This is a genomic window from Dermatophilaceae bacterium Soc4.6 (assembly GCA_039889245.1).
Lineage (GTDB): Bacteria > Actinomycetota > Actinomycetes > Actinomycetales > Dermatophilaceae > Lapillicoccus.
Map to the genome: position 1 here is coordinate 3699587 of JAZGVH010000002.1, position 23653 is coordinate 3723239.

20 protein-coding genes and 2 pseudogenes are annotated in these 23653 nt (G+C 70.5%); 15 read left to right on the forward strand and 7 right to left on the reverse strand.

Annotation, left to right across the window (positions count from 1 at the left end):
- Nucleotides 1–173: 173 nt before the first annotated feature.
- Nucleotides 174–563, forward strand: a complete 390-nt coding sequence (locus V3N99_17395) for a LysM peptidoglycan-binding domain-containing protein (protein MEO3938510.1) — start codon at nucleotides 174–176, stop codon at nucleotides 561–563.
- A gap of 193 nt (nucleotides 564–756) precedes the next feature.
- Here V3N99_17395 and V3N99_17400 read toward each other — a convergent pair whose 3' ends face one another.
- The gene (locus tag V3N99_17400; GenBank protein MEO3938511.1) at nucleotides 757–2205 is read right to left on the reverse strand and encodes a hypothetical protein; all 1449 of its coding nucleotides are present in this window, start codon (nucleotides 2203–2205) and stop codon (nucleotides 757–759) included.
- 186 nt (nucleotides 2206–2391) lie between these two features.
- Here V3N99_17400 and V3N99_17405 point away from each other — a divergent pair, with 186 nt between their 5' ends.
- The 4 genes and pseudogenes from V3N99_17405 to V3N99_17420 all read left to right on the forward strand — a co-directional run bounded on the left by V3N99_17405 (nucleotide 2392) and on the right by V3N99_17420 (nucleotide 8920).
- On the forward strand, nucleotides 2392–3567 hold the full coding sequence (locus V3N99_17405) for an acyl-CoA dehydrogenase family protein (GenBank protein MEO3938512.1): 1176 nt from the start codon (nucleotides 2392–2394) through the stop codon (nucleotides 3565–3567).
- A gap of 498 nt (nucleotides 3568–4065) precedes the next feature.
- Nucleotides 4066–5499, forward strand: a complete 1434-nt coding sequence (locus V3N99_17410; protein ID MEO3938513.1) for a DUF2786 domain-containing protein — start codon at nucleotides 4066–4068, stop codon at nucleotides 5497–5499.
- Between the two features lie 59 nt (nucleotides 5500–5558).
- Nucleotides 5559–7075: pseudogene (gene glpK, locus V3N99_17415) on the forward strand (glycerol kinase GlpK).
- Nucleotides 7076–7201: 126 nt separating this feature from the next.
- A complete protein-coding gene (locus V3N99_17420) occupies nucleotides 7202–8920 on the forward strand; it encodes a glycerol-3-phosphate dehydrogenase/oxidase (protein MEO3938514.1) in 1719 nt (572 codons plus the stop codon).
- Between the two features lie 269 nt (nucleotides 8921–9189).
- Here the strand turns inward: V3N99_17420 and V3N99_17425 are convergent, their stop codons facing one another.
- From V3N99_17425 to V3N99_17435, 3 genes are all read right to left on the reverse strand, one after another.
- A complete protein-coding gene (locus V3N99_17425) occupies nucleotides 9190–9429 on the reverse strand; it encodes a hypothetical protein (GenBank protein ID MEO3938515.1) in 240 nt (79 codons plus the stop codon).
- Nucleotides 9430–9794: 365 nt separating this feature from the next.
- Nucleotides 9795–10505, reverse strand: a complete 711-nt coding sequence (locus tag V3N99_17430; protein ID MEO3938516.1) for a hypothetical protein — start codon at nucleotides 10503–10505, stop codon at nucleotides 9795–9797.
- Nucleotides 10506–10693: 188 nt separating this feature from the next.
- Nucleotides 10694–11098, reverse strand: a complete 405-nt coding sequence (locus V3N99_17435) for a DUF6318 family protein (protein MEO3938517.1) — start codon at nucleotides 11096–11098, stop codon at nucleotides 10694–10696.
- A 369-nt stretch (nucleotides 11099–11467) separates the two neighbouring features.
- On the opposite strand from V3N99_17435, the gene V3N99_17440 reads away from it, so the two are divergent.
- Entirely contained in the window at nucleotides 11468–12226 is a 759-nt protein-coding gene (locus V3N99_17440; protein MEO3938518.1) for an NAD(P)H-binding protein, read from the forward strand.
- A 34-nt stretch (nucleotides 12227–12260) separates the two neighbouring features.
- Here V3N99_17440 and V3N99_17445 read toward each other — a convergent pair whose 3' ends face one another.
- A complete protein-coding gene (locus V3N99_17445) occupies nucleotides 12261–12536 on the reverse strand; it encodes a hypothetical protein (protein MEO3938519.1) in 276 nt (91 codons plus the stop codon).
- A gap of 230 nt (nucleotides 12537–12766) precedes the next feature.
- On the opposite strand from V3N99_17445, the gene V3N99_17450 reads away from it, so the two are divergent.
- From V3N99_17450 to V3N99_17475, 6 genes are all read left to right on the forward strand, one after another.
- The gene (locus tag V3N99_17450) at nucleotides 12767–15190 is read left to right on the forward strand and encodes a zinc dependent phospholipase C family protein (protein MEO3938520.1); all 2424 of its coding nucleotides are present in this window, start codon (nucleotides 12767–12769) and stop codon (nucleotides 15188–15190) included.
- Nucleotides 15191–15193: 3 nt separating this feature from the next.
- A complete protein-coding gene (locus V3N99_17455) occupies nucleotides 15194–16528 on the forward strand; it encodes a hypothetical protein (protein ID MEO3938521.1) in 1335 nt (444 codons plus the stop codon).
- Nucleotides 16529–16699: 171 nt separating this feature from the next.
- Entirely contained in the window at nucleotides 16700–17467 is a 768-nt protein-coding gene (locus tag V3N99_17460; protein ID MEO3938522.1) for an NPCBM/NEW2 domain-containing protein, read from the forward strand.
- A gap of 414 nt (nucleotides 17468–17881) precedes the next feature.
- Nucleotides 17882–18166 carry a helix-turn-helix domain-containing protein gene (locus tag V3N99_17465; GenBank protein MEO3938523.1) on the forward strand — a complete coding sequence of 95 codons (285 nt, stop codon included), beginning with the start codon at nucleotides 17882–17884 and terminating at the stop codon, nucleotides 18164–18166.
- A complete protein-coding gene (locus tag V3N99_17470) occupies nucleotides 18166–18312 on the forward strand; it encodes a hypothetical protein (protein MEO3938524.1) in 147 nt (48 codons plus the stop codon). Before V3N99_17465 ends, V3N99_17470 begins: the two co-directional genes overlap by 1 nt.
- Nucleotides 18312–19853, forward strand: a complete 1542-nt coding sequence (locus V3N99_17475) for a phospholipase D-like domain-containing protein (GenBank protein ID MEO3938525.1) — start codon at nucleotides 18312–18314, stop codon at nucleotides 19851–19853. Before V3N99_17470 ends, V3N99_17475 begins: the two co-directional genes overlap by 1 nt.
- A 130-nt stretch (nucleotides 19854–19983) precedes the next feature.
- Here the strand turns inward: V3N99_17475 and V3N99_17480 are convergent.
- A pseudogene (locus V3N99_17480) lies at nucleotides 19984–20253 on the reverse strand (VOC family protein).
- 195 nt (nucleotides 20254–20448) lie between these two features.
- Here V3N99_17480 and V3N99_17485 point away from each other — a divergent pair.
- The 3 genes from V3N99_17485 to V3N99_17495 all read left to right on the forward strand — a co-directional run bounded on the left by V3N99_17485 (nucleotide 20449) and on the right by V3N99_17495 (nucleotide 21951).
- On the forward strand, nucleotides 20449–21189 hold the full coding sequence (locus V3N99_17485) for an ankyrin repeat domain-containing protein (protein MEO3938526.1): 741 nt from the start codon (nucleotides 20449–20451) through the stop codon (nucleotides 21187–21189).
- A 68-nt stretch (nucleotides 21190–21257) separates the two neighbouring features.
- Nucleotides 21258–21389, forward strand: coding sequence for a hypothetical protein (locus V3N99_17490; protein ID MEO3938527.1), 132 nt, complete (start codon nucleotides 21258–21260; stop codon nucleotides 21387–21389).
- Nucleotides 21376–21951, forward strand: a complete 576-nt coding sequence (locus V3N99_17495; protein MEO3938528.1) for a TIGR03086 family metal-binding protein — start codon at nucleotides 21376–21378, stop codon at nucleotides 21949–21951. The genes V3N99_17490 and V3N99_17495 overlap by 14 nt, the downstream gene beginning before the upstream one ends.
- A gap of 204 nt (nucleotides 21952–22155) precedes the next feature.
- Here V3N99_17495 and V3N99_17500 read toward each other — a convergent pair whose 3' ends face one another.
- Nucleotides 22156–23565, reverse strand: coding sequence for a deoxyribodipyrimidine photo-lyase (locus V3N99_17500; GenBank protein MEO3938529.1), 1410 nt, complete (start codon nucleotides 23563–23565; stop codon nucleotides 22156–22158).
- Nucleotides 23566–23653: the final 88 nt, after the last annotated feature.

Sequence of the window (23653 nt, forward strand, 5' to 3'; positions counted from 1 at the left end):
ACCCTCCTGCTGCACTGGTGCGCATGATCAGACCCTACGACCTTCGAACAGAGTTTCCAAACACCTGTTCGAGGCGTGTCTCGACTTTCTCGAACAGGCGTGCTACAAATCGTCTAGACGTTTCTTCGCACATGCGTTCGACCGTCACCGTCAACATCCCTGAGGAGCCCACCATGAGCGCAGTAGCAGTCTGGGACACCGTCCCCGTCGCCTCCCTCGTGGATGGCACCGACCGCCGTCCCGATCTTCGTCTGGTCTGCGCGGGTTCCCCGACGACGTCGCCTCCGCTGCGGCTGACCCGCTTCGGGCGACTCCTGCTGACCCTGGGTGTCGTGGCGGTGGCCGTGATGCTGGCCGTCTCGGTCGTCGGCGCCGGAGCGGCCTCGGCCACGATCGATCACACGGTCACGGTCTCGACGGGGCAGACCCTGTCGCAGATCGCGTCGCGCGAGCTGCCGCAGGTGTCGGTGGCCGAGGGCGTCATGCAGCTCGAGCTGGCCAACGACCTCAGCTCCTCACAGGTGCACGCCGGGCAGCGGCTCGCGATCCCGTCGCTGCGCTGAAGCGCGCAGCACCGCACCGCCACCACTTCCCGGATCGGGGTCCGGGAGCAGACGGCAGCCAAGCCTCGACCCCTTGGCTGCCCACCCTGTGACAGGGGACAGCGTCATCCGCGTGATGCGGGTGGCGCTTTCCTGTGCAGTGGCACGGTCGGCACGGTCAGACCGGTCGGCACGGTCGGCACGGTCGGCACGGTCAGACCGGGGGCCCTCCATCCCTGCCGGTCGCCATGGCGACCAGACGCAGGAAGGTCGCGTACGACGCCTCGAGGGTCTCGATCTCCGTGTCGGTCACCTCGACCGGGCGTGGTGGGTCGACGAGTCGGTGGACGACCTGACCGAAGGGCTCGCGGCCCAGACCGACGGCCGCGAGCACGGCGGCCCCGGTGGCGCTGTCACCTCTGCCCGCCAGCGAGACGTCACGGCCCGCGAGCAGGGTCGCGCGGATGGCGGCCCAGACCGTGCTGCGGCTGCCATCACCGGCCAGCACGTGTCGTCGGCTCGGTGCCCCCAGGTCGCCCAGCGTCTCGAGCCCGAGCCGCTCGACGAAGGCGACCCCCTCGAGGATCGCGCGGTGTGCCTCGACGTCGTCGGCCGGTCGGCCGCTCCACAGGGCCTGGAGCGAGGGTTCGGCGACCGGGAAGCGCTCGCCCGACCGGGCGAGTGGGTAGCAGACCACCGTGGCCGGACCGCGTCTGGCGGCGCGCATGCCGAGCACCGCCAGCTCGCGGGTCGTCATGCCGGAGCGGTAGGCAGCAAAGGCCCCAGCCCCGACGTTCGAGGTGGCCCCGGCCCACCAGGCGCCGTCCGGCGCGCGGTGGCTGCGGACCGCCCCGTCGGGCGAGGTCACCTCGGTGCCGGCGACCGCCATGAGGGACAGGGTGGTGTCCAGCACCCCCACGCTGTCCCGCAGGTGGGTCGCGCCGGTGGCGATCTGGGCCGTGCACCGAATGGTCATCCCGGCGACGACGAGCACATCGGCTCGGAGGCCCAGGCGGCGCGAGCAGTCGGCGCTCACCACTCCGAGCACCGAGCCGGGGGCCAGGAGGGTCGGCACCAGGCCCTCGAGGCCGAGGGTGATCGTGGCGCGCGGCCACGTTCGCGCCTCCGGGTCGATCCCGGCCTCGAGGAGGTGCGAGGTGTCGGCAGCGACGAGCCCACCGACGAGAGCAGCGTGCACGACGTCGGCGGTGGAGGCGAGTCTCGCCACCGAAGCCCCTCCGGCACACGCCGAGCCCATCGCGGAGGCCATCCGGCCCAGCATCGAGTCGTCCGGGAGCCCGTGGGCGGCAGCCAGGCCCCTGCCCGAGGTGTCATCGGCGAGGAGGGCCTGACCGACGGGGTGCCCACTCGCGTCCAGAGGCACGACCGTGCCGGACGTGCCGGTCGCCGAGATGGCGCGGATGCGGTTGGCCGAGGCGCCCAGTGAGCCGACCACCCGGGCCACGAGCCCCAGCGCCGTTGCCGCATAGCCCGGCTCCTGGGTGCTGTGGCCTTCCGGAGAGCGCGCCGGCTCGGCGAGCGAGGTCGACACGGAGGCGAGCACGTCGCCCGTCCAGGCGTCGAGCGCCACGCACCGCACGGTGCCGGTCGCGAGGGCGATGCCGATGACGATCGACCCGTCGGGCGTGTCAGCCACAGCCACCCCGGGTCAGGGTCAGGTCGGTGCTCGTGCCCGGTGACCCCACGAGACCTCCTCGTCGATGTGGTCGTGTCATCGAGCGTAGGCAGGCGCAGCAGGAATGACAACGACCATCGCCTCGGGAATCTGCGGCCTGAGTCACGCCGCCGCGACCGTGCCTCTGGCGGTGTCGAGTGGCAGGATGGGCTGATGGCCACCCCCTCGCAGACCCCGCTCGAGCTCTTCGGCACCGACGCCCTGATCGGCGAGGACGACCGCGACCTGCAGCTGGCGGTGCGCAGCTTCGTCGATCAGCGGATCAAGCCCGAGATCGGGCAGTGGTTCGAGGACGGCGAGATCCCGGTCCGCGACCTGGCCAAGGAGCTCGGGTCGCTCGGCGTCCTCGGCATGCACCTCGAGGGCTACGGCTGCGCCGGGGCGTCCGGCACGGCATACGGGCTGGCCTGCCTCGAGCTCGAGGCCGGTGACTCGGGCCTGCGCTCGCTGGTGTCGGTGCAGGGATCGCTCGCGATGTTCGCGATCTGGAAGTTCGGCTCCGAGGAGCAGAAGCAGGAGTGGCTGCCGCGGATGGCGGCGGGCGAGGCCATCGGCTGCTTCGGTCTGACCGAGGCCGACTTCGGCAGCAACCCGAGCGGCATGCGCACCCGCGCCCGTCAGGACGGCGACGACTGGGTCATCGACGGCTCCAAGATGTGGATCACGAACGGCTCGGTCGCCGACGTCGCCGTGATCTGGGCCCAGACAGATGACAAGATCCGCGGCTTCGTGGTGCCGACCGGCACGCCCGGCTTCTCGTCGCGCGAGGTGCACCACAAGCTCTCGCTGCGCGCGTCGGTCACCGGTGAGCTGGTGCTCGAAGGGGTGCGCGTGCCGTCCTCGGCGCTGCTGCCCGATGTCGCCGGGTTGCGCGGCCCGCTGTCGTGCCTCGACGAGGCGCGCTACGGCATCGTCTTCGGCGCGCTGGGCGCCGCCCGCGACAGCCTCGAGACCGCCCTGTCGTATGCCGCGGACCGCATCGTCTTCGACCGGCCCCTCTCCAGCTTTCAGCTGACCCAGGCGAAGCTCGCCGACATGACCCTCGAGCTGGGCAAGGGGATGCTGCTGGCGCTGCACCTGGGCCGACTCAAGGACGCTGGCACGCTGCGGCCCGAGCAGATCAGCCTGGGCAAGCTCAACAACGTGCGCGAGTCCATCGCCATCGCCCGTGAGTGCCGCACCATCCTCGGTGCCAACGGGATCTCGTTGGAGTACAGCCCGATCCGCCACGCGGCCAACCTCGAGTCCGTGCTCACCTACGAGGGCACGAGCGAGGTGCACCAGCTGACGATCGGGCGGGCGCTGACGGGGCAGTCGGCCTTCGCCTGAGTCTGACGGGTGACGATGGACGGCGGGACCTAGGTCCTCCCGGGACGAGACCGGCTCGGCGAGCCTGAGGGCATGGCAGTCACCGCGTCGGCGTCCGGTCCGCCGCCCGGGCCCGCCTGCTCTCGGCATTCCTGGGAAACGACACCGAGCCGGTCATCATCGGCCTCATCCTCGTCGCGAGGGTGGGGCTCGGATTCACCAACGAGTACCGCGCGGAGCGGGCCGCCGCCGAGAGGAGCTTCGCAAAACGGTGTAAACGGTACCTAGCAGGGCGATTGGCGACGAGCTCCCTGTGTGGGGTTCCAGCCACGGCCGCATGGCACGATCCCTGGACCGCCGGGGTGGGTGTGCGCGGCACCCCCGGGTTGTCGGATGAGGCGGTACGTCCACCTCGGAGGACACGGCCGAGACCGTGCGTGTGGACTTGTCGCGGCACCCTGTCAGTGACTCGTGACAGGCTGAGCGGGCAGCGGCACGAGGACGGATCGGAGGTGGCACGTGGGGCGCAACAACCAGCAGCGACGGGCAGCGAAGGCCAAGGAGAGGGCCAGGCGGCACGCGGCGCACGGGGGGTCGGCCTTCGGTGGGCCGCCGGTCGGCGAGTGGGCCGCCGGGATCTTCGCCGGGTCGATGGGCGCCCGGGACCCTCACGACCGTGAGCGCCGTGAGCTCGACCTCGGCCTGACCTTCCTGCGCCGGGCCCTGAGGCTCGACGCCGAGGGGCAGCACGAGCGGGCCGAGGAGGCGTGGTTCGACGTCGAGGCGACCCTTGCGTCGCCGACGGGCCGACGTGCGCTGGTCGGGCACCTCAACCTCGCGCTGGCCGGCATGGTCGAGTCCCTGTGGCGCGGCGGCTGGCAGCCGGCTGACCTGGTGCGCGTGGCGTCGCGCGACCTGCGACCGACGGGGGCCGCGGTGGTCGGCGACGCGATCGCGAGACAGCTCAGCACGTATGCCGTGTCGACGGTCGCGCCGTCGTGGCACGAGCAGCTCGCGCAGGCCGAGGTCTCGACCTGGTGGCCCCGTGAGAGCGACCCCCTCACGGCGCGGGCCCGGATCGACGACCGGGGGTGGCGGGGGCTCCTGGCCGGGGCCATGAGCGCGCTCGACCGGCTCGCGGACCTGCCGCAGCTGCAGGTCATCGACCCGCTGCCGGGCACGTGGAGACCGTCGCGCGCCAGGGCCGCTCGGGCGGTCGAGCCGCTCGACGGGCGCTTGCTCGACCGGGTGCGCGCCCTGCTGGCCAAGGCCGAGAACACTCCCTACGAGGCTGAGGCCGACACCTTCACCGCGGCCGCTCAGAAGCTCATGGCGCGGCACAGCATCGACCGGGCCATGCTGGCCGCCACCAGCATCGGCGGCGCGTCCGCCCCGTCGGCCCGCCGGGTCGGCATCGAGCGCCCGTACGAAGCACCCAAGGTGCTCCTGCTCGATGTCGTCGCCTCAGCCAACCGGTGTCGCACGGTGTGGTCGAAGGGCTTCGGCTTCGTGACGGTCGTGGGCTTCGACGACGACATCGACGCGACCGAGACGATCTTCACGTCGCTGCTCGTGCAGTCGACGCACGCGATGTCGGGGCACGGGTCGCGAGCGACCAGGGCCGGGCAGTCACGCACGACAGCTTTCCGCAAGTCGTTCCTCACCGCCTTCGCCCACCGCATCGGACAGCGCCTGGCCGAGGTGACGCAGGAGGAGACGTCGGCCGCGACCCGTGAGGAGGCGCAGGCGTCGCGTGGCAGCGCCGGGCCGTCGAGGGCGCTCGTGCAGGTGCTCGCGGAGCGCGACTCAGAGGTCGATGCGCGCGTCGAGTCGCTCTTCCCGGGGATGGTGACCCGCTCGGCCGGGTCGGTGACCGACGCCGAGGGGTGGTCGGCCGGGCTGGCGGCCGCTGACGACGCCACCCTCTTCGACGGGCAGCCGCTGTCCGGCTGACCCCACGGCATACCGAGCCCTGTGACCACGATCCCGCTCACCGACGAGAGGACCGCACCATGACTGACACCTACATCCTGGCCATCGACCAGGGCACCACCTCGACCCGCGCGATGATCTTCGACCACTCCGGCTCGGTGGTCGCGGTCGACCAGACCGAGCACGAGCAGATCCTGCCGCGGGCCGGATGGGTCGAGCACGATGCCCTCGAGATCTGGAGCAACACCCGCGACGGCATCGGCGGCGCCCTGACCCACGCCAACCTCAACAGCAAGAACATCGCTGCTGTCGGGATCACCAACCAGCGCGAGACCGCGGTGGTCTGGGACAAGCGAGACGGCCAGCCGGTCTAGCACGCGATCGTGTGGCAGGACACGCGCACGCAGGGCATGGTCGAGCGCCTCGCCGGCGACGAGGGGGCCGAGAGGTACAAGGCCACCGTCGGCCTACTGCTCGCCACCTACTTCTCCGGCCCGAAGGTGGCGTGGATCCTCGACGACGTCGACGGGGCGCGCGAGAAGGCCGAGGCAGGCCACCTGCTCTTCGGCAACACCGACACCTGGGTGCTGTGGAACTTGACGGGCGGTGCGCAGCACGAGGGGGTGCACGTCACCGACGTCACCAACGCCAGCCGCACCCTGCTGATGGACCTGTCGACCCTGGCGTGGGACGAGTCGATCGCCGCAGACATGGGCATCCCGATGTCGATGCTGCCCGAGATCCGCAGCTCGTCCGAGGTCTACGGGGTGTGCCGGCCCGGCATCCTCAACGGCACGCCCGTCGCCGGCATCCTCGGCGACCAGCAGGCGCCGACCTTCGGCCAGGCATGCCTGAGCAAGGGCGAGGCCAAGAACACCTACGGCACCGGAACTTCATGCTCCTCAACACCGGTGAGGAGCCGGTGCCGTCGGAGAACGGGCTGCTGACGCCGGTCTGCGACAAGCTCGGCGAGCAGCCAGCCGTCTACGCGCTCGAGGGCTCGATCGCGGTGACGGGCTCACTCGTGCAGTGGGTGCGCGACAACCTGGGCCTGATCGGGTCGGCGGCCGAGATCGAGACCCTGGCGGCGACCGTCGACGACAACGGCGGCGCCCACTTCGTGCCCGCCTTCTCCGGCCTCTTCGCCCCGCACTGGCGGGCCGACGCCCGCGGTGCGCTCGTGGGCCTGACCCGATTCGTCAACAAGGGCCACATCGCGCGGGCCGTGATCGAGGCGACCGCCTTCCAGACGCGCGAGGTGCTCGACGCGATGAACGCCGACTCCGGGGTGCCGCTGCGAGAGCTGCGCGTCGACGGGGGCATGGTCGTCAACGAGACGCTGACGCAGTTCCAGGCCGACCTGCTCGGCGTCGACGTCGTGCGCCCCAAGGTGGCCGAGACCACGGCCCTCGGGGCCGCGTATGCCGCCGGGCTGGCCGTCGGATACTCGGCCGACGAGGCCGAGGTGCGGGCCAACTGCGGCGAGGACAAGCGCTGGAGCCCCCAGATGCCGCAGGAGGAGAGCGACCGGCTCTACCGCAACTGGAAGAAGGCGGTGACGAAGACGCTTGACTGGATGGACGACGACGTCGTCTGATCCGCCCGCGTGACCCGCCCGCCCGAGCTGCCCGCCGGAGCCGCCCGCCCGGGCGGCGCGCCACGTCGTACCCGATGCTTGTGATGAGTCACTGAAGTCCTGTTTCCCCCAAGGAGGATCCACCTGATGTCTGGTCCCGTCGCCCTCGACCCCGTCTACCGCGCCGACACCTGGAGCCGGGTCACGGCCGAGCCCGCCGACCTGCTGGTCATCGGGGGAGGGGTGACCGGTGCGGGTATCGCCCTCGACGCCGCCACGCGCGGGCTGAAGGTGGTGCTGGTCGAGCAGTCGGACCTCGCGGCGGGCACCTCGTCCCGCAGCTCGAAGCTCTTCCACGGGGGGCTGCGCTACCTCGAGCAGCTGAACTTCTCGCTCGTGCGCGAGGCTCTTCGCGAGCGTGAGCTGATGCTCACCCGGCTGGCGCCTCACCTGGTCAAGCCGGTGCGCTTCCTCTATCCGCTGCAGCACCGGGTGTGGGAGCGGCCCTACGTGACTGCCGGGCTCACGCTCTACGACGCCATGGGGGGCAAGAGCTCGCTGCCGCGGCACAAGCAGCTGACCCGCACCCAGGCGCTGCGGCTCGCGCCGGGGCTCAGGGGGGACGCGCTCGCGGGGGCGTTGGCCTACTACGACGCGCAGGCCGACGACGCGCGCCACACGATGATGGTGGCGCGGACGGCGGCGTCCTACGGGGCGTCGGTGCTCACCTCGGCCCGGGTCATCGGGCTCGAGCACGCGGGTGAGCGCGTCGTGGGGGCACGGGTGCTCGACGTCGAGTCGGGGCAGGAGCACACGATCGCGGCGAGCGTCGTCATCAACTCGACCGGGGTGTGGACCGACGAGATCCAGACGCTGGCCGGGGGCCGCGGGCGCTTCCACGTGCGCGCGTCGAAGGGCGTGCACCTCGTGGTGGCGCGCGACCGGATCAACTCCGAGGTGGGGATGATCCTGCGCACGGAGACCTCGGTGCTCTTCGTCATCCCGTGGAACACGCACTGGATCGTGGGCACGACCGACACCGACTGGAGCCTCGACCTCGCCCACCCGGCCGCGAGCCGCACCGACATCGACTACGTCCTCGAGCAGGTCAACCGCGTGCTCTCGACGCCGCTGACGCACGACGACATCCAGGGCGTGTATGCCGGGCTCCGGCCCCTGCTCTCCGGCGAGGACGACTCGACGTCTCAGCTCTCACGCGAGCACGCGGTGGCGCGACCGCAGCCGGGGCTGATCTCGATCGCCGGTGGGAAGTACACGACCTACCGGGTGATGGCACAGGACGCCGTCGACGCGGCGCGCCAGGACCTGCCGAGCGGTGTGCCCGACAGCGTGACCGAGGACATCCCGCTGGTCGGGGCCGAGGGCTACCAGGCGCTGGTCAACCAGGTGCCGCGGCTCGCGGTGAAGCACGGCATCCCGCAGTGGCGGGTGCAGCGGCTGCTCGACCGCTACGGGTCGCTCTTCTCCGAGCTCGTCGCGCTGGCGGAGCAGGAGCCGGGGCTGTGGCAGCCGCTCGAGAAGGCAGCGGAGTACCTGAGGGTGGAGGCTCGCTACGCCGTCACGCACGAGGGGGCGCTGCACCTCGACGACGTGCTCGCCCGACGGACCCGCATCTCGATCGAGACACCGGACCGCGGTTCCGACAGCGCCCCGGAGGTCGCGGCCATCGTCGCGCCGGTGCTGGGCTGGGACGAGGAGCGGGTGCGCGACGAGGTGGAGGCCTATCAGGCCCGTGTCACCGCAGAGCGCGACTCGCAGCGCGCGCAGGAGGACCAGGAGGCGAACGCCGAGCGGTTGGTGGCACCGGACATGAGGCGTCGGGCGGTCGGGCGCGCGCTGGCCTGAGGGTGCGGACCCCGGGGTTGCGGAGTGGTGTTCAGGGTGCCGCGCCACAGGGGTGGAGGATCCGGCGATGGTGACGCACGGCCGCCCGCTGGCGATCGTGGGGGCGGGGGTAAGGTCCGCTTCTCCACTGCACATTCGTGCACCTCGTCGACGATGTCCTCAAGACCTGACTCGGTGAGTCCCCGAGCCTCGGCCCGCTCGGATGTGCCGCGCCCGCCCGCCAGCCCCCCTCGGTGCAGGTGGTCACGACGGCGTCGGCCAGATCTGAATCAGGTACTCCTCGTCAGGGGCTCGTCGTCCCCCTCGCTCGGCCCCCGCAGCCGCCCGGCGACCCGAACGCGGGCCCGGCCTGTACCCGCCACGTCGTCGTCTATCAGTGGGGGTGGCTCATGTTGCATGAACTGAGTCAGCAGCAGCCCGCCTCCGGGAAGCGTCATGACGGTTCGGTCGACGTCCTCCCATTCAGTGACGTCGAGCCCGGGGTCCTCGTCGATGGCGTCCGTCACCATGACGTCGATCTGGGCTGTTCCCCACTTGTGCCCGTGGCCCGAAAGATCCACATGAAGGCCCCGGAGCCATAGGGGTGGAGGAGGTGCGGGCCTGACCCGGGGCCGGGCTCATCCTCCTGCTCGAATGCGTAGCCGTCGACGGCGTACGGCTGCATCGTCCCGTGAGAGTACGGACGGGCGTAGTGAGTGACCGAAGCCGACCTGTACAGCTCGGCCGGGGGCGGGGGTGCAGGCTCAGAACCCGGGGCGGCGGGGACGGTGAGGGCGACGCCGGCTCGAATCTGGCCACCCGGACATCGTGCCGCTGCCGGCCGCTGTCACAACCAGATCGTCCGGGGCCGACGCAACCCGATGGCACTGTTCGGTCAGTTGCTGACGAGGTGGTTGTCGGCGGTGCGGACGGTGATGGTGGTGGTGGGTCCGGGGACGGTGACGGTGTCGGGGATGGGGGCCCACTGGCCATTGCCGACGCGGAAGTCGGCGGCGAAGGTGGTGTCGACGCGTGTTCCGTAACTGCCGGCCTTGAGGTAGGGGTGGGTGATGGTGCCGGTGGGGTAGACGCCGCCGGTTTCGGTGGTGGGTCCGAAGGTGTCGCCGTCGCCGAAGGTGTAGGTGAAGTGGTCGAGGCGGGGGCGGATCTGGACCGGGAAGCCGAGAAGGGTGATGGAGTCGGCTTCGCCGGGTTGGTAGCCCTTCGGGGTCCAGTTGATCTGGTAGTAGACGGGGAGGCCGATGAGGGTGGTGCCGCCGACGGGTTGGGTGGTGATCTGGGGTTGGGACCAGGGGGTGGTGTGGAAGGCCTTGATGATGTCGGCCATGGTCAAGGTCGGTTTGCTGCCGGGAATGGCGTCGGCCCAGCAGGTGACCCCGAGCAGGGTCCAGTTGCTCGGGGGTTTGCCGTCGGTCAGGGTCCGGCGCCAGATGCGGGTCAGGGGTCCGAGTCCTCGTGCAGGGTCGGTGCAGGCGGTGATGGCGCGGGTGCACAGCGTCTCGGCTCCGGGGCCGCCGGGTTCGCTCGTCGTGCAGGCGGTGGTGGTGGAGTATTCGTATCGTGGTCCCTTGTAGCCGGCGGGCACCGGGCTTCCGTCGCTGTCCGGACGGTCGGGGAGGTTGGTGACGGTCTCGCGACTGCTGGAGGTGTCAATTCCCCCTCTGTCTCCACTGCAATTGTAGCGGCCACAATGACTTGAATCCGCATTCGCAAGACTAGGAACCGAAAACGAAATGAGACAGGTCGCCATCAGCACTTTGAGAAATGGCCTTCTCATGCGGCGAGCTTTATTTCCGTGATACGCCAGGCTCCATCAAATTTCATGAAGAAAGAGAGACTCGAGTCATCTGCCGGAACTGTGTTGACGATTTGATCTGAAGCACCCCGAACATTACATTGAGCCGTCTTGGTGGTCACAAAGGTTTTAGCGGTGGAGCTTGAAAAGGTTGCCACATTAATCGAGGTCGGCGTTCCGAAGTCTCCGTCGTAGTGCTGAGACTTCTGAGACATTTCTTCGACCGCTTCGCGAAGTCCGGTACAGGTTTTGCAACCTGTCGTGACCAGTTGGTCGAATATTTCTGGTCGCGCCGTTCTGTAGGCAGAGTTTGCCTGCGCCATGAAGTAGGTCGTGAAGGCCTCTGCTCCCGCCGCTGTGTTCGCGCGCGCAGCAGCGGGCACGTTCGGGTCCCCGCCAGCACTCGTCGTCGCCGACCCGGTGGACGCGCTCGACGTGGGTGAGCTCGTCGTGCTCGTCCCGCTTCCCGTCGACGCAGAGCCGACCGCCGTGCTCGACGGCGTCGGGGCGGCCGACCCCCCGCTGCAGGCACTGAGGAGCAAAGCGGCGACGCCCGCGAGCCCGGCGGCATACGGAAGGTGTGGCATCGGTCGGCCCCTCATCTGGTGCGTGCGCCCCGTGGGGGCGTGTCGCGGCCAATTATGGCCCGAAGGTGAGTAGGCGCTGGAAGTTGTCCCCAGGCCCGTTTCGACGTGGGGGTGACAAAGTGGGAGCATCCGCACCACCGACACCTACGAAGGAGGAGGGCTCGCATGACGACCTCTGTGCTCGTCACCGGCGGGACGGGCACCTTGGGCCGTCTCGTCGTCGCTCGTCTGCTCGCGGCGGGGGAGCCGGTGCGGGTGCTCAGCCGCCGACCGGGGACCAGTGCCGACGTCGAGCCCGTCGTCGGTGACCTCGTGCAGGACGTCGGTCTCGACGAGGCGGTCGCCGGCATCTCGACGGTGCTGCACCTGGCCGGCGGGCCCCGAGGCGATGACGTCGCGACCCGGCACCTCGCACAGGCGGCCGCCCGAGCCGGGGTCTCGCACCTGGTCCTCATCTCGATCATCGGCGCCGACAAGCTCCCCCTCGGGTTCTACCGCACCAAGGTCAGGGCCGAGCGCGAGCTGCTCGAGTCGGGAGTGCCGTTCACCATCGTGCGGGCGGCGCAGTTCCACGACCTCGTGCTGACGCTAACGCTAAAGGTCGCGGCCTCACCGGTGCTCGCCATCCCGACGGGCGTGCAGCTGCAGCCGGTCGACGCCGACGACGTCGCAGCGCGCCTCGTCGAGATCGCGTCGGGGCCGTCGACAGGGATCGTGCCCGACCTGCCGGGCCCCGTGACCTATCCGCTCGTCGACCTCGTGCGCAGCTACCTGACCGCAGTGGGGAAGCGCAGGCTCGTCGTCCCGCTGCGGCTGCCCGGCGCCATCGGCCGGGCCTACCGAGCGGGTGACAACCTCTCCCCGGTCACCGAGACCGGTACGCGCACGTGGGAGGACTTCCTGGCTGCGCGCGTCGGGGTCTGAGGCCTCCGACTCCGGCCGGGCACGCGTCCTGACCTCACGTCGGATGCGGGTCGACGCTCCACGGCGACCCGGCCACCTCGACGGGCCTGAAGACGTCGGCGGTGGGGTCCAGCCCCAGGTCCTGCAGGAAGTCGGCGCAACAGGTGTGGGTGGTGCTGACCAGCGGGTCGGTGGCCAGACAGACCGCCCGGCACTCGTCACAGACGTAGACCTGACGATCGTCGGGTAGGGCCCACAGGCGCAGCCAGTCGCGTCCGCACCGGGGGCAGGCGATCTTGCTGACGTGGCTGGTAGCGGGCGAGTGGTCCATGACGCCTTCCCTCCGACGTGACACGCAGAGCCGAGCCACCTTCGAAGACGTGTGGTGGCAACAGAACTCACGGTCGAAGGTGACGGCTTGCCTGCCCCTCCGGTGCGAGAGCCAGCCTCGGCCAGCCCCCGGACACTCCCTCCAGGTTGTCCACAGGCGTATCAGGTTGCCGGCCACGGCCTCCTCCTCGGGACGGACCACCCGGTCCTCATACGGCGAAGGAGTCAGTCATGCCCGGTTGGTACGTCCACCTCGAGGCGGCCCACGACACCGCCCGCGACCTGCGCGACGGCAACGTGCCGCCGAGCCTCGCCATCGACCCGGCGCAGGCCACCGTCATCGGCGAGCTGTGCCACACGTGGCGCAACTACCTCGCGCTCGGCTCCCTCGGCCCCGACCTCTTCTACCTGCTGCCCGACTTCAAGAACACGACGGGGCAGGTGATCCGTCAGGTCGTCAAGTGGGCGCTCGACGTCTGGGAGGTCGTCGACGCGGAGTTCGTCAGCAAGTGGGAGAAGTGGATCGGCCCGATGTCGACCAACAACGCCCAGCTCGCCTCGCAGCTGACCGGGGGCCTGTCGACGCAGCTCGCCCAGGTGCTCGACTCGCTGACGTCGGCGATCATGAACGCCTTCAAGGGGCTGCTCGCCGAGATGGGCGACTGGTTCGGCGTGCTGACCTCCGGCGTGCCGCAGGGCTTCGGGGACGACGCCTTCTACTGGTCGGACATGTTCCACTACCGCAAGACCTACCAGTTCCCCTTCGTGCTCTTCCAGCAGGCCCAGGCCGCGCTCGCGGCGGCGACGACGGACGACGAACGACAGGACGCCGAGGCGAGGGTCGCCTTCGCCGTGGGCTGGATGTCGCACTGCGCCACCGACGTCACCGGGCACCCCTTCACCAACGCGAAGGCGGGTGGGCCCTACCGCGACCACTGGCAGCGCCACCACCTCGTCGAGAACCACATGGATGCCGAGAACTACGGGGCCCGCAACGCCGGCCCCCTCTACGGCGAGTACGGCACGTCGGCGCTGCACTTCCGTCTCGCCTTCCGGCACCGCACCGACGCGCCCTATAACGGGCGGGACGACGCGCCGGCCTACGACTACTGGAGTGGCTTCCCCGCCTACGACAACGGGGACGGGCCCACCGCAACGGCATTCCGTCACACCTTCTTCGACCTCGACACCGGGCCGCTGCCGGAGCACCTCGTCGAGGGACTGCTCGACGCGATGCGCGACGTCTACGGCACGGACGGCCCGCACATCCTGCTGCAGGACCCTCCCTTCTCTGCCACCGACCCCGTGACCGGGCAACCCGACGGGCGCCCCAACGACGCGGCGCTGGGGGAGATGTGGGAGATCGTCTACCGCTACCTCAAGATGACGAGCAGCGACGCCATCAGCCTGCGTCTGCCGCCACCTCCGTCGGTCTTCACCGACCACTCCTTCCCGACGCCTCCGGGGGGCGGTGGATCCGGCATCGACGACGACCCCTCTCGGGGGGCCGATGTCGACGACGACGACTCGTTCACCCTGCTCGACCTGCTGCTCGCGCTCTTTGCGTGGGTGGTCTACCTCGCCCAGGTGGTCATCTGGCTCGCGACCATCCTGCCGGGTCTGATCCTCGACGTCACCACGTTCCCTGCCCGGGAAGTCATCTACTGGGCAGTCATCGTGCCAGCGTGGAACCTCTACCTGCTGTCCCGTCGGGCTCTGGTGATGTCGGGCTTCGCGGTGCCCAAGCCGGGCGAGATCAACACCGGACTCACGACGCTCGGCCGCACCGGCACCTACGACGTCGCGTCCGCCCTCGACAGCCCCATCGGCCTCCCGACGGCGCTGACGGCCATCACCGAGCCATCGGGGCGCTTCACCGCGACCGACACCCAGGGGCTCGACCACGCCTACCCTCGAGGCATCGTGCGAGACCTGCCGTCGGCGATCGGCCGCTTCGACCTCGCCGGTGCACTGGGTCTGACGTCACCGCTGCGATACGCCGGCGACGCGGCGAGCGATGAGCTCAAACCGTCGGAATGGGTTGCGCCATGGCGCTATCCACTGACCAACCAGGCCGGTGACGGCGTCGCCCAGGAGGGCGCTCCCACCCATGCTGGTCCGTATGAGGTCGGGTCCAGCTCCACGGTCCTGCTCTCCGGTGTCGTTGGTGACGACGGGGCGAGGCACGAGCTGGAGAAGGCGTCGTCGCCCGCCGAGACCGAGAAGGTCCTCGACACCCGACTGGCCGCCGACCAGCACCTCGGTGGACCGGTCGACTACGGGCTCTACCTGATCGGGCGGATGGCGAACGAGGTGGGGCAGAAGGACTTCGGTGTCCCCGACTTCAACCTCGACTCCGACCGGGGCTACGCCTGGCGCACCTGGGACTGGGACCGCAACGCCGTGCGATGTGTCCCGGACATCAACCCGGTCGGCTCGGAGGACTACGGCTACCCGCAGCCGTGCACGTCGCCGCAGCTCTTCCACGCCGACCACGACTGCCCGTCGGCGCCCGGTCGCTGGTACGAGGAGGGTGAGGACCTCGCGGTCCACTACCTGCCCGGCGCCGGCCCCGCACAGTGCGATCCGCCGCACACGCACGACCGCAACACCGACCCCGACTGGCGCCTGCGCCTCGACCACAAGAAGGGCTGAGCCATGCCACTCGACCACGACGGCCCGCAGCACCCCGTCCTCACCGAGAAGGAGGATTCTCAGCAGCGCGGCGGCAGCTCGCCCGGCTCGTTCGGTCACACCGACGTGCCGAGCGGTGACCTCGACCCGGGCTGGGCTCCCAGCAACGACGTCAGGGACGCCGCCGAGGGCCTGATCAAGAAGATCGGCGGCGACCGCCGACCGCGCCGCGAGGACGTCTACCCCTACCTCCTCGTCCGCGCCTCCAGCCCGGGCGACCGTGCGGCCCGGCCGATCTGGCCGAGCACCCCCTGCTGGGAGTCACCCGATGTCCTGCTGATCGACGCGGCCTACACCGGCCCGTTCTCCCTCTCGCAGCTGGTGGGCAGCCCGACGGCGGGCCGCCGCTACCGCGTCTTCGTGCGGGTGTGGAACCTCGGGCTGCTGCCGGCGGTCGGCGTCTTCGTGCGTGGGTGGTACGTCAACCCCGGCTTCTTCGGGGGCGACCCCCACAACCCGGCCTACGCGCCGCAGCCCATCGGCATGGTCGTGGTGCCTGAGCTCGACGAGCGGACCAAGCCCGGCGCGATGCAGGTCGTCGAGCTCGACCACACCTGGGACATCCCGCTGACGCTGACCGGGCACGAGTGCCTGATGGTGACGGCGAGCTGCCCGCTCGACGAGTGGGGTGGGGTGCTCGACGCCAACAACGACCGGCACGTCGGGCAGCGCAACCTCACCATCCTCGCGGGCACGGACGACGCGAAGGAGCTGTTCTTCACCCTCGGCCAGCTCGTGACCGGGACGGGAACGCTCGAGCTGCGGCACGGAGGTGACGCCGTCACGGCGCTCCTCCAAGGCGTGGTCGGCGAGACGAAGACCGAGTTCGGCACGGCGACAACGGTGCTGGCGCCGCCGGCCGAGCGACTCCGGCACGGTGTGTCGACCGAGTCGGGGCAGCACCTGATGACGATGTTCCTCACCGACAAGGGCTGGCTCGTGGCCGACAGCGCGCGCGCATGGAGCCTCGCCGTCGAGCTCGGCGTCGTCGAGCGCGGGGGTGAGAAGGGCGGCGGTCACCCCTTCGGGATGCCGCTCGGGAGCCGGCAGGTGATCGAGCGGGTCATCGAGCGGGTCGGCTTCGACGGGGTGGGGAAGGTGGGGGTCCTGACCAGCGGGGACCCCGGCGAGGCGCTCCTCGAGGGACTCGGCCGGTTGTGGGGCCTCGACGGGCTCGCCGCGACCGACCTGGCGGCCGCGCTGACCGACGGTGGCCCGTTCGCCCACCTGCTGCGGTTCTCGCACACCGACCCGGAGCGGGACGAGACGGGGGGCTACTCGGTCACCGTCGTCGGCTGACCTGGGGAGGAATCGACGTCGCCGGAGGTCCAGGCGAGAAAGTTTTCCCTCTGGGGTGGCGGGTGGCAGGGACCTGTGGTGTGGTCCATCCAGAGGCGTTAGATTCGGTGCGTTTCGGTGGATATCTGTCGAGGAAGACCGATCCTGGCGGACGCATGTCTCATCACCCCCGTGCCCGGTCAGTTCGCCGCCGGCGAGAGCTTCACGGCGACGAGCGTCACGACGGTGCGGGCCGGGTCGCCGGCCGACGCGTCCCTTCGCTCCAGTCTGGCCGTGCCCGACGGCTGGACGGCAACGGCGCTGACGCCGGTCACGGCGGGCCGACTCCGGGCCGGCCAGACCTTCACGGTCAGCTCGCGGGTGACGGTGCCCTCCGGGACGCTGCCCTCCGCGGTGACGTTGTCTACCAAGGTGGGCTTCATCCAGGGGTCGGTGCATCGGAGCGCGACCGACGAGCGGGTGGTGAACGCCGTGCCTCCGGTGACCGGGTCGGGGTCGGTGCCCGTCAGCTCACTGACGTTCCTGTCGGCGACCAACGGCTGGGGCCCGGTCGAGCGCGACACCAGCAACGGTGACAACAAGCCGGGTGACGGTGCGACCCTCACCATCGCCGGCACGACCTACGCGAAGGGGCTCGGCACCAACGCGGACAGCGACGTCAGCCTCTACCTCGCGGGTCACTGCACCCGTCTCACCGCGCAGGTGGGCGTGGGCGACGAGACGCGCGGCGCGGGATCGGTGACCTTCTCGGTCGTCGCCGACGGCAGGACCCTCGTCACCACTCCGACCCTCAAGGGCGGTGCGACCGCTGTGCCGCTCGACGTCGACGTCACGGGCGCCCAGGTCGTCGAGCTCGTCGTCGGCGACGGCGGCGACGGCGGAGACGGGAACGGCATCGACCCCGGCGACTGGGCGGTGCCGACGCTGACCTGCACCTGATCTGCAGCGCCCGGCGAGGGCGGGAGGGGCGGGAGGGCCGGACCGAGCGCGTGGGTCCGGCCCTCCTGTGACGGTGACCGCGGTCGTCCGCAGTTGTCCCCGGTCGTCGCCAGTCGCCGGAACTAGAAGATCTTCGGGGAATGGCGGCCCTCGGGCTGATCCGGTCGCCTTAGCTCGAAGATCTTCGACGTTCTGCGGTCCGCCCGGTCTGCCCGGTCCGCCTGGTCCCAGGGTTCGGTTGGTCAGCCGCTCAGCACGTTCATCCGGTGGCGACGTCAGGACGGCTGGCTGTGCCGGAATCGGCGGTTGGCGAGATCGATGTCAGTGATCTACTGCTTCTCGAAAGGTCGTCGAACGATTAGCATGAGAGATGTTGTCGTACGGCAACACCTTGCTCAGATCAGGAGGCCACCTGTGCTGGTCGACACCGTCTATGCACTGGGGTCCTTCGTGCGCGCCCAGCGGCAGGCGCAGGGCCTCACCCAGGCAGCTCTCGCCGACCGACTCGAGGTCTCTCGCGACTGGGTCATCCGCCTCGAGCAGGGTCACCCGCGCCTCGAAGCCCAACGGGTGCTCGACGCGCTCGTCGCCCTAGGGGTGACCCTCGACCTCACCGCACACGGCGACCCGCCTGCGGGCGGTGGGCCATCGACGACCCCCCTCGACACCGACCCCTTTGCCTACTTGACCCAGCACTGATGGCGAGATCGGTTCGGATCCTGCACACCTACCTCGACGGGGTCCCGATCGGCGAGGTGCGCCAAAACGCTCAAGGTGCCCTCACCTCCCCTGACCACGACGGCTACCGCTCCGACCCTGCCTCGACTCCACTGTCGCTCGCGTGATGTCCGCAACCGACTGGTTCCTATCGCCCCGAGAGCGCGGGAACCGCCACACCGTGCTCGACTCGCGCCACGCCGACGGCCGGTCCTGGACAGAGGGCAACACGGTGCGCCCGCTCGTGCACGGGGTGACGTACTTCGCCGAGCTGCACCGGTGCGTGAGCGCGATGGCGCCCGGTGACCTGCTGATGTTCGTCGACTGGCGCGGTGACCCCGACGAGCGCCTGCTCCGCGAGGCGGGCAGCGAGGTCGGCACCCTGCTGGCCGGCGCCGCCCGTCGGGGGGTCGACGTCCGGGGCCTGGTCTGGCGATCGCACTGGGACAAGCTCGCCTTCTCGGGCGAGCAGAACCGCAACCTCTGTGACGTGGTCAACGAGGCCGGAGGGGAGGTCGTGCTCGACATGCGGGTGCGCACGGGCGGCTCGCACCACCAGAAGTTCGTGGTGCTGCGCCACCCCGGCCAACCACATCGCGACGTCGCCTTCCTCGGCGGGATCGACCTGTGCCACAGCCGCCGCGACGACGCCCACCACGGGGGCGACCCGCAGAAGCAGCCCATGGCCAAGGCGTTCGGGTCGCGTCCGCCCTGGCACGACGTGCAGCTGGCCATCGCCGGGCCGGCCGTGGGCGACGTCGAGACCGTCTTCCGCGAGCGGTGGGACGACCGCCAACCGCTCAGCCGCTCGCCGTACCGGCGGGTCGTCGACCGGATCCGGGCAAGCGACACCGACTGCTCGCCGTTGCCCCCACAGCTGCCCGACCCGGCGCCCACCGGGGAGCACCCGGTGCAGCTCCTGCGCACCTACGGGCGGCGGCTCGGCGGCTACCCCTTCGCCCCACGGGGGGAGCGCAGCGTGGCCCGCGGTTACGCCAAGGCGCTGCGGCGGGCCCGTCGGCTGATCTACCTCGAGGACCAGTACCTCTGGTCGCCCGAGGTCTCCTCGCTCCTTGCCGAGGCGCTGCGCGACAACCCGCGGCTGCGGCTGGTCGCCGTGCTGCCCCGGGTGCCCGACCAGGACGGCCGCCTCAGCCAGCCGCCCAACCTCGTCGGGCGCCAGCAGCTGCTGCGCGACCTGCATGCGGCCGGGCCGGGACGGGTGGGGGTCTACGGCCTCGAGAACGCTGCGGGCACACCGATCTACGTCCACTCCAAGGTGTGCGTCATCGACGACGAGTGGGCGTCGGTGGGCTCCGACAACTTCAACCGGCGCTCGTGGACCCACGACTCCGAGGTCTCCGCGGCCGTCGTGCACCCGGGCTACGCCCGGGCGCTGCGCCACGAGCTGGTGCGCGAGCACCTCGGGATCGAGGCCGACGAGGAGGTGGGCATCGACGAGCTGCCCCTGCTCTTCGCCCAGAGCGCCGACGCCCTCGACGTATGGAGCCGCGCCGGCCGCCGGGGCCCCCGCCCGCCGGGCCAGCTGCGTCCGCTCGACGAACCCGATCTCGGGAAACGAACTCTGGCCTGGGCGACCCCGCTCTACCGGCTGGTCTACGACCCCGACGGGCGACCGCTCGACCTGCGGCTGCGTCGGAGGATGTGAGGGGCCGGCGCCTCCGGGCTCGCCAGCGGATCTGTCGGCAGCAGCATGGCTGAGCAGTCGTCCCGCCTCCGCCGAGGTGACGAACGGGGAGACCAGGACAGCAGACGCGTCTAAACCCTCGGCCGATGTCGAGGGGGCGGGCGCCCAGTGCGACCAGCCGGTCGCCCTCTTCGCCCTGACGAGCCCCGCCGAGGAGGTCGAGATGCAGCCGCGGCGATACAGAGGGTGGCTCGGAGACGGGCTGGAAGCACAGGTCGAGCTCCGGCCCGCCCTCGACGCTGAGCCGCGTCTCGTAGATACCGGGCTCGTCGGTCAGGGGTTCGGCCCCCAGCGCTGCGCTCCAGAAGCGGCCCAGTCGCTGCGGGTCGAGGGCGTCGACGACGAGGTTCTCGAGGTACATGCGCCCACCGTAGGCGGGTGCGGACCGCTGTGGGCTCGCCGTCGTCACACCGCGCGCCCCTCATGAGCGCGTCACCCACCGGTGTCCGGCGTTAGACGACCGACCATCACCAGACCATCACCGCACTGGGCGACTCCATACTGGTGATGGGGCTGTTCCTCGGGAGGGTGCCGGGGCCCGAGGAAGGTGACCGACATGGCGACCATCAGCACGGAGGACCCGCTCGCGATCGCGGTGGTGACCGCGATCCACCGCGGCGACGTGACGGCGCTGCGACTGCTGCTGGCCGAGAATGCTGGTCTGGCCGCGTCGAGGATCGGAGACGACGACCGAGTCGGGATGTCGCGCACGCTGCTCCACGTGGCGACGGACTGGCCAGGCCACTTCCCGTGCGGGGCCGAGTCGGTGGCGGCACTGGTAGCGGCCGGGGCCGAGGTCGATGCCCGGTTCCGGGGCCGCCACGGTGAGACGCCCCTGCACTGGGCGGCCAGCAGCAACGACGTCTCCGTGCTCGACGCGCTGCTCGACGCGGGTGCCGACATCGACGCGTCGGGTGCGGTGATCGCGGGCGGTACCCCGCTGGACGACGCGACCGCGTTCGCCCAGTGGGACGCGGCGCGACGACTGGTCGAGCGCGGTGCCCGGGTCAACCTCTTTGCCGCCGCGTCACTGGGGCTGATGCCCGAGCTGGCTCATGTCTCGGGAACAGACCCAGCCGACCCCGATCGGGTCAGCGACGCCTTCTGGGCCGCCTGCCACGGCGGCCAGCTCGCCGCCGCGGCCTACCTGCTCGACCACGGCGCCGAGCTGAGCCGGCTCCCCGGGTGGGAGGAGCTGACCCCGCTCGACGCGGCCGCCCGCAGCGGCGCCCATGACGTGGTGACCTGGCTGCACGGTCTCGGCGCCAGGACGGCGAGCGAGCTGCGCGGGGACTGACCGAGCCGGACACCGCCCGCGCAGACCGACGACACCCAGAGCACCAGCCACCCCGACGAGGAGCCAGCATGATGATCACCCCCTTCACGACCACCGGCGCCCACACCGACTCCGAGCTCTGCTTGCGATGGGTCATGGAGTCGGGGATCAACGAGGGCTACGACAAGCGGGCCGGGCTGGTGACCCGTGGCGAGCTCTGACCAGCCCGCCGAGCGGCACCGGCACCTGGCTGGGGGATTCACCGAGCGAGTGCTCGGCACCGTCGACTGGGACGCGCCGGCCCCAGTGGAGGGGTGGCAGGCCCGCGACGTGGTGGCGCACCTCGTCGATTGGCTCCCGCCGCTGCTGGCTGGGGGAGCGGGGATCGAGCTGGCTACTGTCGTCAGCGACGACGACCCGACGGCCTCCTGGTTGGCCCACGCGGCCGCGGTGCAGGCCCTGCTGGACGACCCGGCCACTGCCGGGCGGATGCTCGAGAACCCCCACCTCGGGCGGCTGCCAGTGGACCAGGCGGTCGACCGGTTCTACACGACCGACGTCTTCCTGCACAGCTGGGACCTGGCCCGCGCGACAGGTCAGGACGACCGCCTCGACCCACAGCTCTGCGCAGACCTGCTGACCGGTATGGAGCCCCTTGACGAGCTGCTCCGCTCGTCCGGGCAGTACGGCCCGCGCGTGCTGGTGCCGGTGGACGCCGGCCCGCAGGACCGGCTGATCGCCTTCATCGGGCGGGATCCGTCGTGGGTGGGCCCGCCGGTGTGATGGGTCGGGAGTGGTCCGGAGGTGGCCTTCCTCGCCGTCGGCGGCTGCAGCTGCCCGGAATGGCGAGGACTCCCTCGCCTTCCTGCGGTGGCGGTGGCGGGGATGGCGTTCGTCGTGACCGGGTGTCACCGACGCCGACCCCCCTTTGGTGTTGCGTCCCGGCAACAGGAGGCGCCTGGCCGCGGCCCGATCAGCTCGAGTGCGTCAGCCCTCCCGACGCAGCCGCTCCACCTGCTCGACGAGCGCGTCCACCTTGGTGACGTACTCCTTCGGCTTGGACTTGCGCTCGAGCCCACCCGCCGACATCCACCTCACCTCGCCGATCACTGGCCTCTCGGTCCAGCCGCGGTCCTGGTTGCCGAAGGCCCACGAGACGTTGGAATACGAGTTGGCGTCGCGGCCGTCGAGGAAGTACCGGTTGTTGAGGTGGAGCACGGTGCGGTAGGCGCCCTCCGGGGTGGCTGACCACTCGATGATCTTCTTGGCCCAGTACATCCGCATGTAGTTGTGCATGTAGCCGGTGTGCACCATCTCGCGCATCGCGGCGTTCCAGTAGTCGTCGTGCGTCTGCGCCCTCTCCAGCTGCGCCCGGGTGTAGGTGTGCTCGCGCGGGTCGTCCTTGTGCTCGGCGAGCGTCTTCTTCGCGTAGTCGGGCAGAGCGGAGTACCTGTCGTAGTCCTTCTCGTAGTAGACGAAGTTCATCGGCAGCTCCCGCCGCACGATGAGCTCCTCGAGGTAGTCAGCGGCGTTCGGCCCACCGGCCTCGTCGATCGCCAGGGCGATCGCGACGGGGGAGATGTGCCCGTAGTGGAGGTACATGCTCATGTACGATACGTCGTCGGTCTGCGGCTGGTTGCGGTGGTCGGAGTAGTCGGCGAACCCGTCCCGGAGGAAGCCCCGCAGGGTGCGCGTGGCGGCGGACGTGCCGCCCTCGAAGAGCGGCACCGGTGGCACCGACCCGTCGACGTCGAGACCGGCGAGGTAGGCGGCGGGGTCGGAGACGTCCTCACCGTCGACGTCGGGCACGCTCGTGTGCTTGAGCTTCGCGCTCTTCAGCGGCACCACGAAGCGCCCGAGGTGCTTGGTGATCCGCGGCCGGATGGTGCGTGCGGCGTGCTCGCGCTTGTCGGAGACGAGCTCGACGGGCACGACGACGTCGGACTCGACCTGCACGACCGGCACGTCGACGCGCGCGACCACCTGATCGCGCCACTGCCGCTGGTGACGCAGGTAGCCCCGGTCGACCACCACGAGCGCGGCGTCGCCGGCCAGCTCGACCGCCACGTCGTATGGAGCCCCCCGCTGCACCACGAAGGGGATCTTCCGCGTGTGCAGGGCCTTCGAGACGTCGGCGAGCCCCTCGAGCAGGAAGGCGTAGTGCCGCGCGTTGGCGTCGGGGTAGTCGTCCATGAGGCCGAAGGCGACCAGCAGCGGCAGCCCGAGGTCGTTGGCCCGGTGGACCGCATACTCCAGCGCGTGGTTGAGCTCGGCTCTCACCGACTGCTGCATCCAGTAGAGGACGTACGCACCGTCCCCGGAGGGCTCGCCCTCCTGGAGGTGTTGCACGCGCTCGGACTGGATGCCGGGGTAGGGGTCCTCGGGGGTGGAGGTCATAGGTGTCGGCATACCCCCCAGCCTGAGTGACGACGCTGTAGGTAGGAAGTCTCGCGGTCATCGCCCGCCTGGCATCGCTGGGACGATA